A 13,645-nucleotide genomic window follows, 5' to 3' on the forward strand; every position below is an offset into this window, starting at 1 on the left:
GCGTGAGGACTAGCCGCTGCCCGGTCATGCGCTTTCCACCTATCCATCCATGCCGATCACCGCGCGCCGCTGCTGCGGCACTCCGGCGTCGCCGATCATCTCACCCAGCGCGACAATCGTCGCGCCCGCGCCGTCACCCGGCGCCGCCACCGCCACCGCCGCCTCGGTGAACACGTGGCTCACCTCGTCGTCCCCGTCGTCGGCGGACAACACCACCGTCGCTCCCGCGATTCCCGCCGCCACGATCTCCAACACGGCGGCCACCGAATCCGGCCGCCCCGCGGCACGGGTCCGCGACTCGAAATTCAGACCGGTCCGCTGGGCCACCCGTTCGGCGGCCCCGGCCAGCTCGTCGTAGCTGAGCGTGCGGCCGCCCCCGACGAAGGCCACATCGTCCCCGCGCAGGGCACGGGTGCGATGCGCGTAGCCGATCGGCCGCGGCGACTCGGCGGCCAACTCGGCCTCGAGCGCCGGATCGGCCAGGTCGTACCAGTCCAGGCCGTCGGGAACATCGTAGATGTCCAGTGTCAGACCGAGTTTCACCTCGAGTCCATGCGGCAGCTGGGCGTCGAGCCGGGCCAGCGGGACCACCGCCGCACCGGCCTTGAGCACCGCCCACGTCGCGATCGCCGCCTGCACTCCCCGGTCCAGCCGCACCGCGACACCTGTTCCCGGACCGGCGCCGCGCGCGATGAGCGAGCGGGCCAACTGCGAAGAGCGGGCGTCGAATTCGTGGTAGGCCAGCTCGGTGGTGCCCAGGTCGAGCGCGGGCGCCTCCGGGTCCTCCTCGACGGCCGAGGCCAGTTCCTGGGCCAGCGCGGCGCCGTTGGCCGAGGGCACCGGGGCGTAGGCCGCGGCGGTGAGTTCGCGTTCGCGCTGCTGGGCGTCGCGCAGATCGATGTCACCGATGCGCACCCGGGGGTCGGCGGCCACCGCGTTGACGATCTCGGTGAGGCCGTGGGCGAACATCGTCACGGTGTGCTCGTCGAAAAGGTCGGTGGCATAGGTGAACACGATGTTCACCTCGTCGGGTTCGCCCTGCTGGGTGAGGCGCGGCTCCACGTTCACCTGGAGGTCGAACTTGGCCGGGCGCGCGGCCAGGTCCATGGCCTCGATGGTGAGTCCGGGCAGGCGCAGCACCGGGGCCTCGTTGTTGTGGAACGAGAGCACCACCTGGAACAGCGGATTGTGCGAGACGGTGCCGGTGGGCGCCACCTCCTCCACGATCCGCTCGAAGGGCAGGTCGGCGTGGGCGAAGGCGGCCAGGTCGACTTCGCGTGCGGCCGTGACCAGTTCGTCGAACCCACGCTGTGGCGACACCTCGGTGCGCAGGGCCAGGGTGTTGACGAACATGCCGACCAGATCGTCGAGTTCCGGTTCGCCGCGACCCGCGATGGGCGTACCGATGGTCACGTCACCGCTGCCGGACAACCGCGCCAGCAGCACGGCCAGCGCCGCGTGCACCACCATGAACAGCGAGGCATTGTGCGCGCGAGCGATATCGGTGAGCCGCGCGTGTACGTCGGCGGGCAGCGTGGTGGTCACGTCGGCGCCGCGCAGCGAGGCGTGCGGGGGCCGGGGATGGTCGTGGGGCAGTTCCACGGTGCCGGACTGTCCGGCCAGGGTGCGCCGCCAGAAGTCCAGTTGCCGTGCGGCGGTGGACTCCTCGTCGGACTCCTCGCCGAGCACCGCGCGCTGCCACAGCGCGTAGTCGGCGTACTGCACCGGCAGCGGCGCCCAGCTGGGCGAGCGGCCCTCGACCCTGGCCCGGTAGGCGATCACCAGATCGCGGGCCAGCGGCGCCAGCGAGGCACCGTCGGCGATGATGTGCTGCACCACCACGGCCAGCACGTGCTCTTCCTCGGCCAGCGGATCGTCGTCGGGGGCGGTGAACAGCCCGGCGCGCAACGGAACTCGCTCGGCGACGTCGAAACCGCCCGCGAGCAGCCGCATCACGCGCTCACGCGGGTCGTCGCACTCCTCCACCGGCAGCCCGTTGGGCAGCACCGCGCTCACCGGCAGGATCTCCTGGTACGGCACCGCGTCGGGGCCGTCGGCCGGGAAGCGGGTGCGCAGCGCCTCGTGGCGTTCGAGCAGGTCGGCCACGGCGTAGCGCAGGGCCGAGGTGTCCAGCGCGCCACGCAGCCGCAGCACCAGCGGGATGTTGTAGGCCGGGGAATCGGGGTCGATCCGGTTGAGCAGCCACATCCGCTGCTGGGCGGGCGAGAGCGGGACGCGGCCGCGCTCCTGGGCCGGGAGCAGCGGCGGGCGAGGGGCGGCGAGCGCGCCGGGACGCACCCGGCTCGCCAGGGTGGCCACGGTGGGCGACTCGAACAGGTCGCGGACCACCAGGTCGGCGCCGAGGGCCTGATCGATGCGGGCGATGGCCCTGGTCGCCAGCAGCGAGTTGCCGCCGCGGTCGAAGAAGTTGTCGTCCAGGCCGATCTCGGGCACGCCGAGCAGCGCCGCGAAGACCTCGGCGATGCTCAGCTCGATCGGCGTGGTCGGCGCCCGGAAGGCGGTGGCGGCGGTGAACTCCGGCGCGGGCAGCGCGGCCTTGTCGAGCTTGCCGTTGGCGGTCATCGGCAGTCCGGCGACCACCACCACGGCATCGGGAACCATGTAGCCGGTCAGGAAATCGGCGACCACGCCACGCACCGCGATGGGGTCGAGGACGGCACCGGCCGCCGGGACGACATAGCCGATCAGCCGGTCACCGGCGTGTTCGTCGGCGCGCACCACCACGGCGGCCTGACCGACCCCGGGCACGCCGAGCAGCGCGGCCTCGATCTCGCCGGGCTCGATCCGGAAACCGCGCAGCTGCACCTGCTGGTCGCCGCGACCGCCGTACTCGAGGGTCGGGGTGCCGCGGAAACCGATCCAGCGGCCGAGGTCGCCGGAGCGGTAGCGGCGGGCGCCGGGCGGGCCGAACGGGTCGGCCACGAAGCGGGTGGCGGTGAGCCCCGGCTTGCCGAGGTATCCGCGCGAGACCTGGTTGCCCGCGATGTAGAGCTCTCCGGCCACACCGAAGGGCACCGGCCGCAGCCGGTCGTCGAGCACGGCCACCGACAGGCCGGGCAGCGACCGGCCGATCAGGCTGCCGGGCAGGTCCACCGGCGTGCCGTCGGCGTCGGCGGGACGCGGGGTGATGGCCATGTGCGAGACGTGCACCGTGGTCTCGGTGATGCCGTACATGTTCACCAATTGCGGTGCGTCCGGGCCGAATCCGTAGCGGTCGTACCAGCGGTTGAGCTTGCGCGGGTCCAGCGCCTCACCGCCGAAGACCACATAGCGCAGTGCCAGCGGCGCGGCACCGGCTGCCTGGGCGGCGCGGTCGGCCTCGTCGAGTTGGGCGAAGGCGGTGGGGGTCTGACTCAGCACCGTCACCCGTTCGCGGGCGAGCAGGTCACGGAACTCGATGGGCGAGCGCGAGGTGAGATGGTCGACCACCACCACCGACGAGCCACCGGCCAGCGCGCACCACAGTTCCCAGACGGAGAAGTCGAAGGCGACCGAGTGGAACACCGTCCACACATCGGATTCGTCGAAGGTGAACAGCACCTGGGTATTGGCGAAGAGCTCCAGCACATTCCGGTGACTCACCGCCACGCCCTTGGGCAGACCGGTGGAGCCGGAGGTGTAGATGATGTAGGCGAGGTGGTCGGGCCGCAGCGGCGCGCGCCGCTCCTGCGGACGCACCGGCGCGGTGGCGTGGGCCGACCACTCGTCGAGCAGCACCACCGGCAGTCCGGCGGCGGGCACGCGCTCGCGTTCGCTCGAGGTCGTCAGCAGCACAGTCGGTTTCGCGTCGGCGAGGATGTACTCCAACCGCTGGGTCGGGTAGCTCGCGTCGATCGGCAGATAGCCCGCACCGGCGAGCAGGACCGACAGCAGCGCCACCGGGAGGTCCTCGGTGCGCGGAACCGCCACGGCCACCAGGGTTTCCGGCCCGGCGCCGTGCGCGATGAGGGCGCGCGCGAGGGCCGAGGCACGGCCGAGCAGCTCGGCGAAACTCAGCGAGTGGTCCCCCGCGCGCACCGCGATCGCGTCGGGCCGCTGCTGGGCCTGGGCGGTGATCAGGTCGGCCAGGGTGACCTCGGGGACCGCGATGCCCGGCGAATCCCCTTCGCGCAGCACCAGTTCGCGCTCACCGGGGGCGAACACGTCGATGTCACCGACGGGCACGGCCGGGTCGGCGACCACGGCGGCGAGCACGCGCGACCAGCGGTCGGCGAAGTCGGCCACGGTGGCGCGGTCGAACAGGTCGGTGGCGTAGACGAACGAGACGGCCATGCCCTGTGGGGCGCCGTCGGCGCCGATGTGCTCGGCCAGCTCGAGTTGCAGGTCGAATTTGGCCAGCGGCACCGTGAAGTCCGCGCCGGAGACGGCCAGACCCGGCAGCGCCAGCTCGGTGCGGGCCAGGTTCTGGAAGGTGAGCATCACCTGGAACAGCGGGTGTCGCGCGGTCGAGCGCACCGGCTCTAGCAGTTCGACCAGGCGCTCGAAGGGCACGTCGGCGTGGCCGAAGGCGGCCAGGTCACCGGCCCTGACGTCGGTGAGCAGGTCGGTGAAGCGGGTGCCGGGGTGCACCTCGGTGCGCAGCACCAGGGTGTTGACGAACATGCCGATCAGCTCGTCGAGTGCCTGCTCACCGCGCCCGGCCACGGGCGTACCGATGGCGATGTCGCGGGTGCCGGACAGGCGGGCCAGCAGCAGCGCCAGCGCGGTGTGCACCACCATGAACAGAGTGGCGTTGTGCTCGCGGGCCAGCGCCGCGAGTCCGGCGTGGACCGAGGCGGGCACCTGGATGTTCATCGTCGCGCCACGGCGGCTGGCCACGGCGGGGCGCGGCCGGTCGGCGGGCAGGTCGAGCTGTTCGGGCAGACCGGCCAGCGTCGAGCGCCAGAAGGCCACCTGGGCGGCCAGCAGCGCCTGCGGGTCGTTCTCGACGCCGAGCAGTTCGCGCTGCCACAGCGTGTAGTCGGCGTACTGCACGGGCAGCGGCGGCCACTGCGGCGCGCCCCCGCCCCGGCGCTCGGCGTAGGCGGTGAGCAGATCGCGGGTCAGCGGCGCGAAGGAGAACCCGTCGGCGGCGATGTGGTGCACCACGCACACCACCACGTGCTCGGTCGACGCCGTGTGCTCGCTCTCGGCGAGCTGCTCCTGACCCGCCGCACGCGGCGCGGACACCACCAGCACCCGGACCCGCACCGGCGGCCGGGCGGTGACATCGAACCCGGTGAGCGCGGCCTCGGCGATGGCCTCGGTGACCTCGCTCTCCGCGACCTCCACCACCTCGAACTCCGGCGCGGCGGCCGGATCGCCCGGCGCGAGCACCACCTGGTGACCCTCGCCGTCGAGCACGGTGTCGGTGGGGACGCCGTCGTAGACCGGGTAGACGGTGCGCAGCACCTCGTGCCGGGTCACCAGATCGGCGACGGCGGCCTGGAGCGCGGGCAGGTCGATGCGTCCGGACAGCCGCACGGCGACCGGGATGTTGTCCACCGCCGAGGCGGGGTCGAAGCGGTTGAGGAACCACATCCGCTGCTGTGCGTAGGACAACGGGATCACCGAGGGACGCGGGCGCGCGGTGAGCGCCAGCGCGCGGGCCGAAACCCGCTGCTGCTCGGCCTTGTTCGCCAACCCCGCGACGGTCGGCGCCTCGAACACCGCCTGCACCGGCACCCGCACATCGAGCGCGGCGCCGATACGGGCCACCGCTTGGGCGGCCAGCAGCGAGTCGCCGCCGAGTTCGAAGAAGTCGTCGTCGGCGCCGACCCGGCCCGCGCCGTCGCGCAGCAACAGCGCGGCGAACACATCGGCGACCACCTGTTCGGCGGGCGTGGCGGGCGCGCGGAAACCACGCACGGTGAACACCGGTGTCGGCAGCGCGGCGCGATCGAGCTTGCCGACCGAGGTCAGCGGCAGCGCGTCGAGCACCATGATGACGGCCGGAACCATGTACGCGGGCAGCGATTCGGCGAGGAATTCAGCCAGCTCACCGGTGTCGACCGTGCGGCCGACGCGCGGCAGCACATACGACACCAGACCGGTCGCCCCCGAGGGCATGGCCTTGCCGAGGGTCACCGCGTAATCGAGGTCGGGGTGGGCGGTGAGCGCGTTGTCGATCTCGCCCAGCTCGATCCGGAACCCGCGCACCTTCACCTGGAAGTCGGTGCGGCCCAGGTATTCCAGGCTGCCCTCGGGTTCGAGCCTGCGCACCAGATCGCCGGTGCGATACAGCCTGCCCGCCCCGAACGGCGAGGCCACGAAGCGGTCGGCGGTGAGCCCCGGCCTGCCCAGATAGCCCTGCGCGAGCGCGGGCCCGGACAGATACAGCTCGCCGACCACGCCCGCGGGCACCGGCCGCAGCCGCGCGTCGAGCACATAGAGCCCCATGCCAGGCACGGCGCCGCCGATGGTGATCGGCGCGTTCGACCGCAGCGGGCGGGTGCTGGTGGCCAGGATGGTGGCCTCGGTGGGCCCGTAGCCGTTGTAGAAGGCGCGCGTGTCGGTGGCCCAGCGGCCGACCAGCTCGGGACCGAACCGGTCACCGGCCACGACCACCGCGCGCAGATCCGGCAGCCCGGCCGGATCCACCGATTCCAGCGCGCCCGGAGTGATCAACAGATGGGTGATCTGTTCGCGGCGCAGCAGATCCGACAGCTCGAAGCCGCCGAAGATGCGCGGCGGCGAGATCACCAGGGTGGCGCCGGTCGCGAAGGCCAGCAACAGCTCCAGCACCGACACGTCGAAGTTCGGCGAGCACACATGCAGCACACGCGAATCCGGCTCGACCCCGTAGTGCTCACGCTCGGCGGCGACCAGCGCGGCGAGGCCGGTGTGGGTCACCACCACGCCCTTGGGCTTGCCGGTGGAGCCGGAGGTGTAGATGACGTAGGCCGGGTGCCGCTCGTCGATCGGCCGCAGCCGGTCGGCGTAGCTCACCGCGTGCGCGGGCCGCGCGGCGATGCGCTCGGCGACCACCGGGTCGTCGAGTTCGATCCAATACAGGCTGGTGCCCAGCAGCGCGCGATGCGCGGCGGTGGTCAGGCCCAGGACGGCGCCGGAGTCCGCGACGATGTGCGCGATCCGCTCGCTGGGATAGGCCGGATCGACGGGCACGTAGGCGGCGCCGGTCTTGGCCACGGCCCAGACCGCCAGCACCGATTCGATCGAGCGGGCGATGGCCACGGCGACCACGTCACCCGCGCCGACGCCACGGTCGATCAGCTCACGGGCCAGCCGTGAGGATTGCTCGTCGAGCTCGCGATAAGTGAGTTCCCGTTCACCACCGGGCATCCCGGTGGGGTTGTAGCGAACAGCTATCGACCCGGCCGCGGATTCCACGGCGGCCGTGAGCAACTGGCCGAACAATGTACCGGTAGGGCGACGCCTACCGGTGCGGCCAGAGCGGCGGGAGTTTTCCACAGACCAATACACCTCTCGCGTCCGGCGGGCCGATTCGGACACAGCATAGCCACACCTACCTTGCTACCGCCGACCGTCGCCGAGGTGTGCGCCACGACACACCAACTCTCTCGAAACGAAATCGTAATCCCCCGGCGACCCGTTACGGGCCGCTATCCGACTACCGCTCGAAAAGGGCGAGGACCTGGGCCGTTACCGGACCCACCGTGGCCGAGGACACGGGCGAGAGCAGTTCGTTATGGCTCGCGTCCACCGGATGATCGGTGATGACCCCCGAGATATGGGCACGCCAGCGCGATGCGCCACCGCGTATCGAGGCCGGATTCCGCAGTGCGGTGAAGTAGGTGAGATCACCGTCGTATCGGGTCGGCGACAGTTCTGTCACCGCGGTCACGGTGTGCAACGCGCCCCGATACATACCGAGGAACTGCTCCCGCGAGATCGGGATGTCCCCGGCCAGCACCGCGTGCAGCGCGGCCACGGCCTCGTCGCTCAGCTCGGTGAGCCGGTCGGCGGCGGGCAGTTGGTGATCCGGGATTCCCAGTTCGATCAGGGCGTGGCGCAGCTCGTCCCGGAAGTCGGCCAGCTCGGCGCCGGGGACGCTGTCGAGCATGGTCAGCGAGGCCACCGTCTCCCCCTCGGCCTGCAGCCGGGTGGCGACGGCCTGGGCCAGCACGCCACCCAGCGACCAGCCGAGCAGGTGATAGGGCCCGTGCGGGCGCACGGCGCGGATCTCGGCCAGGTACCGGTCGACCAGTTCGGTCGCCGAGGCGGGCCGGAAGTCCGGGTCGCTCAGCGCCGGGGACTGGATGCCGATGATCGGCTGGTCCGCGGGCAGGTGCGGCTCGAGACTGGCGTAGGCCCACGCCAGGCCCGAGACCGGGTGCAGGCACAGCAGCGGCGCACGGCCGCCACCCGCGCGGATGGGCAGCGCCACGGCCAGCGCGGCGGCCAGGTCGCCCGCGCCCGCGTGCTCGTCACCGACGCGGGCGGCCAGCCCGGCCACGGTCGGGTCGACGAAGAACGCGGCCACGGTGAGTCGCGCACCGGTGCGCTCGCGCAGCAGCTGCACCACCCGGGTGGCCAGCAGCGAGTTGCCGCCGAGGGCGAAGAAGTCGTCGTCGAGGCCGGGATGTTCGGCACCGAGCACCTCGGTGAACACCGTGGCCACCGCGATCTCCTCGGCGGACTCCGGCGCCCGGTAGGTGCGCGGTTCCAGCGCCGGTGCGGGCAGGGCGGCACGGTCGAGTTTGCCGTTCGCGTTGAGCGGCAGCTGCTCGAGCACGACGACGGCGGCGGGCACCATGTACGACGGAAGTACCTGCGACACCGCGGCTTTCACGCTCGCCGGGGCGAGGTCGGCGCCGGGGGCGGGTACGACGTAGGCGACCAGCCGGTCACCGAGCCGCGGATCGGTCCGCGCCACGACGGCGGCCCGCGCGACATACGGCGCGGCCAGCAGAGCGGCTTCGATCTCGCCGAGCTCGATGCGGAACCCGCGGATCTTCACCTGGAAGTCGGTCCGGCCACGGTATTCGAGTTCGCCGTCGGCGGTCCAGGCCACCAGATCACCGGTGCGGTACATACGCGCGGGGCGACCTCCAGCAGCGGCCGACCGGTCGCTCTGCCGTACCGGGCGTTCGCCGGGCCGGGCAGGGTCGTCGGTCTGGTGCACCGGGCGTTCAGTCTGCTGAGCTGGACGGTCGGTCGCACCGCTGGTGGCGGAGGCGAACGGGTCGGCGACGAACCGGTCGGCGGTGAGATCGGGACGCGCGAAGTAGCCGCGGGCCAGCTGCTCACCGGCCAGGTACAGCTCACCGGAGACACCGACCGGCACCGGGCGCAACCGGGCGTCGAGAACGTAGACGCGGCTGTTCCATTCGGGGGCACCGATCGGGACGGTGACGCGGTCCGCCACGGTGACGCGGTGATCGGTGATGGAGACCGCCGCTTCGGTGGGGCCGTAGAGATTGTGCAGCGCGGCGGTGTTGCCGTCGAGGAAGCGCTGGGCGGTCGCGGCGGGCAGCGCCTCACCGATGGCGAGCACGCGACGCAGCGAATTCGGCAGGGCGCCACCGGCTTCGGTGAGCAGCGCGTCGAGCATGGACGGCACGACATGCAGCGTGGTGACCGCGTGCCGGGCCAGCGTCCGCACCAGATACGCAGGGTCGCGATGCCCGTCGGGCGCCGCGACGACGAGGCGTCCACCGCACACCGCCGCCGACCAGAACTCCCACACCGAGAGGTCGAAGGTCGCGGCGGTCTTCAGCAGCACCGAGTCGTCGCGGCCGAGACCGAAACGGTCGGTCTTCCACCGTAATTGGTTGACGATCGCGCCGTGCGAGACGGCGACACCCTTGGGCTTGCCGGTCGAGCCGGACGTGAAGATCACGTACGCCGTGTTCTCCGGACGCAGCACACCCCGCCGCTCGTGCGCGGCGATCGGCGTGCCCGCGATCCCGGCCAACTCGACCGCATCGATGGCGACCACCGGCGGGGCACCCGCCGCAGTCTCGCGAGCGTCGGTGGCCACGGCGGGGGAATCCACAGCCGTGTCGGCCTGACGTGTCGTGGCCTCCCGAGCGGTGGCGGCCGGGTCCGCCGCTGGCGCACCGAATCCGTCGCGTGTGGTCGTCAGGACGCGGACCGGCGCGGCGGTGTCGAGGATGTGGGCGACGCGGTCGGCGGGCTGATCCGGGTCGATCGGCACATAGGCCGCGCCCGCCTGGGTCACCGCGTACATGGCGACGACCAGATCGGTGGATCGCCGGATGGCCAGGGCGACACGGTCTTCCACGCCGACACCCTCGGCGATCAGGTGTCGGGCCAGCCGGTTCACCCGGTCGGCGAAGTCGCCGTAGGTGAGTTCGGTGCCGTCGGGATCGACCAGCGCCACCTCCGACGGATGGGCGGCGGCGGTCTCGGCGAACAGCGCGGCCAGGGTGGTCGGGGCGACCGGATGGCCGGTGTCGTTCCAGCCGTGCAGGATTCGCGCGCGCTCGGTGTCGGAGAGCAGGTCGAGTTCGTCGACCGGGCGCTCGGGAGCGGCGGCGACGGCGGCCAGCACTCGCGCGAAGCGGTCGGCGTAGGACCGGGCGGTGGACTCGTCGAAAAGGTCGGTGGCGTAGGTGAAGACGCCGCTGATGCCCTGGGCGACGCCGTCGCCGTCGTAGTGGTCGGCGACGATGGCGTGCAGGTCGAACTGCGAGACCGCGAGGTCCACGTCGACGGCCTCGACCGCCGCCTGGCCCAGTTCGAGGCCGGTGCGGGTGAGGTTCTGGAAGGACATGCCCACCTGGAACAGCGGGTGCCTGGCCGTGGAGCGGGCTGGGTTGATCGCCTCGACCAGCCGCTCGAAAGGCAGGTCGGCGTGGGCGAAGACCTGTAGGTCGATATCGCGCTGGCGGGCCAGCAGGTCGGCGAACGGCTCGCCGGGGGTGAGGGTCGTGCGGAAGACCAGGGTGTTGACGAACATGCCGATGAGGTCGTCGAGCGCGGCCTCTCCGCGTCCGGCGATGGGCGTGCCGATGGCCAGATCGTCGGTGCCCGCCAGCCGCGCCAAGGTCACCGCGAGCGCGGTGTGCACCACCATGAACAGGGTGGCGCCCTGGGCGCGGGCCAGGGCCAGCAGCGCGCGATGGGTCTCGGCGTCGATCTCGACCGGTACCCGGCCACCCGCGAAGGACTGCACGGCGGGGCGCGGGCGGTCGGCGGGCAGGTCCAGCTGGTCGGGCAGTCCGGCCAGCGCCTCGCGCCAGTAGGCCAGCTGCGCCGAGGCCAGCGAGTCCGGGTCGTCCTCGCTGCCCAGCAGCGCGCGCTGCCACAGCGCGTAGTCGGCGTACTGCACGGCCAGCGGCGCCCAGTCCGGCGCGGCACCGTGCGCGCGGGCACCGTAGGCGAGCATCAGGTCGCGGGTCAGCGGGGTCAGCGAGGAGCCGTCACCGGCGATGTGGTGCACGACCACGGCCAGCACCGATTCGGCGTCACCGAGCTGGAACAGCGCCACCCGCACCGGCACCTCGCCGCGCACATCGAACCCGGACGAGCCGAATTCGTGCATGGCGGCAGTGAGTCGATCGGCGGCGACGCGCCGCACCTCGAGCCGGGGCGTGGCGTCCGAGGGGTCGAGCACCCGCTGCACGGGTCCGTCCTCGGTCTCGGGGTAGATGGTGCGCAGCGTCTCGTGCCGGGCGACCAGATCGCCCACCGCGGCCCGCAGCGCCTCGACGTCGATGGCGCCATCGAGCCGCACGGCCATCGGGATGTTGTAGGCCACCGAGCCGGGGTCGAACTGATTGAGGAACCACATGCGCTGCTGGGCCAGCGAGAGGGGGATGCGCTCGGGCCGCTCCCCCGCCACCAGCGCGGGCCGGGCCCCGGCGCCCGCGGTCTCGGTGAGCCGCTGGGCCAGCGCGCCGACCGTGGGTACCTCGAACAGCAGTCGGACCGGGAAGTCGGTGTCGAGCGCGGCACCCAGGCGCGCGGCCACCTGGGTGGCCAGCAGCGAGTTGCCGCCGAGGGCGAAGAAGTCGTCGTCCAGGCCCGGCGTCGCGTCCTCGGCCAGGTCGAGCACCTGGGCGAAGGTCCCCGCGACGATCTGCTCCACCGGGGTGGACGGCGCGCGGAACTCGGCGTGTTCGAGCACCGGCTCGGGCAGGGCCCGCCGGTCGAGCTTGCCGACCGGGGTCAGCGGGATGGTGTCCAGCGGCATGATCACCGTGGGCACCATGTGCGCGGGCAGAGCGCGTTCGGCGACGGCGATGAGCGCGGGCGGGTCGACGGTGGCGCCCGGCGCGGCGTGCACATACGACACGAGAATGGTGGCGCCGCTGTCGAGTTCGTGGCCGAGGGTCGCCGCGAAGTCGAGACTCTCGTGGCTCGAGAGCACCGCGTCGATCTCACCGAGCTCGATACGGAAGCCACGGATCTTGACCTGAAAGTCGTTGCGGCCCACGTACTCCAGGGCGCCGTCGGCGGTCCAGCGAACCAGGTCACCAGTTCGGTAGAGCCGAGATCCCGCCGGATCGAACGGATTCGCGACGTAGCGGGAGGACGTCAGGCCGGGGCGAGCGTGATAGCCGCGGGTCAGCTGGGCGCCGGTGATGTAGAGCTCGCCGGTGACGCCCGGCGGCACGGGACCGAGCCGGTCGTCGAGGACGTACTCCGCGACGCCGCCGATCGGCCCGCCGATGGTCAGCGGGTCGCCGGGCTTCAGCGGCACACTGATATTGGTGACGATGGTGGTCTCGGTGGGCCCGTAGACATTGTGGAACTCACGCAGCGTCCCGTCGGCCAGCGGAACCGCCCAGCGCCGCAACAGGTCCGGCGGACACGCCTCGCCACCGACGGCGACCACCCGGAAGTCGTCGAGCCCGGCCGGGTCGATGGAGGCCAGCGCGGCGGGGGTGATGAACGCGTGACTCACCCGTTCGCGCCGCAGCAGCGCGGCCAGGTCGTCACCGCCGAACACACTCGGGTCGACGATCACCATGGTCGCGGCCGCACCGACCGCCAGCAGCAGTTCCAGCAGCGACGCGTCGAACGACGGCGACGCGAAATGCAGCGTGCGCGAATCGGATTCGACCCCGTAGAGCCTGCGCTGTTCCTCGCAGAATGGCGCCAGCCCGGCCTGGCTGACCGCGACGCCCTTGGGCAGGCCGGTGGAGCCGGAGGTGTAGATGATGTAGGCCAGGTCCTCCGCGCGGACCGGGCGCAACCGGTCGGCATTGGTGATCGGCTCGGCGGAGACCTCGTCGAGCAGCGCCTCGGCGCGCGGGCCGTCGATGGCCAGCCAGTCGACCTCGGTGGGCAGTCGATCGGCGACGGCGGTGACGGTCAGGCCGAAGACCGCGCCGGAGTCGGTCACCATGTGCGACACGCGATCCGGCGGATAGTTCGGGTCCACCGGCACGAAACCGGCACCGGTCTTGGTGACGGCCCACACGGCCAGCACCGACTCGACCGAACGCGAGATGCCCAGTGCCACCAGGTCACCCGCGCCGATGCCGCGCGCGATGAGCAGCCGCGCGATGCGGGTGGACCGCTCGTCGAGCTCGGCGTAGGTGCGGCTGTCGAGGGTGCGCGTGGCGTCGGCCAGGACGACGGCGGTGCTGTCGGGAGCGGTCTCGACGGCGGTGGCCAGCAGCTGCGCCAGGGTGGTCACCCGGGGCCGCCGCGTCCGTACCGGTCGGGTCCGTGCCGGTCGTGTCATTGC

At 72.1% G+C, this 13,645-nt stretch carries 2 protein-coding genes; both read right to left on the bottom strand.

Translation table 11 applies throughout. The features are described from left to right. Positions 1–39 precede the first annotated feature (39 nt). Entirely contained in the window at positions 40–7,431 is a 7,392-nt protein-coding gene (locus QC180_RS21490; protein ID WP_474646505.1) for an amino acid adenylation domain-containing protein, read from the bottom strand. A gap of 160 nt (positions 7,432–7,591) precedes the next feature. Then, a complete protein-coding gene (locus QC180_RS21495) occupies positions 7,592–13,594 on the bottom strand; it encodes an amino acid adenylation domain-containing protein (protein ID WP_474646506.1) in 6,003 nt (2,000 codons plus the stop codon). Positions 13,595–13,645 lie beyond the last annotated feature (51 nt).

Origin of the sequence: Nocardia anocheti (assembly GCF_029675105.1) — a bacterium.
Lineage (GTDB): Bacteria > Actinomycetota > Actinomycetes > Mycobacteriales > Mycobacteriaceae > Nocardia.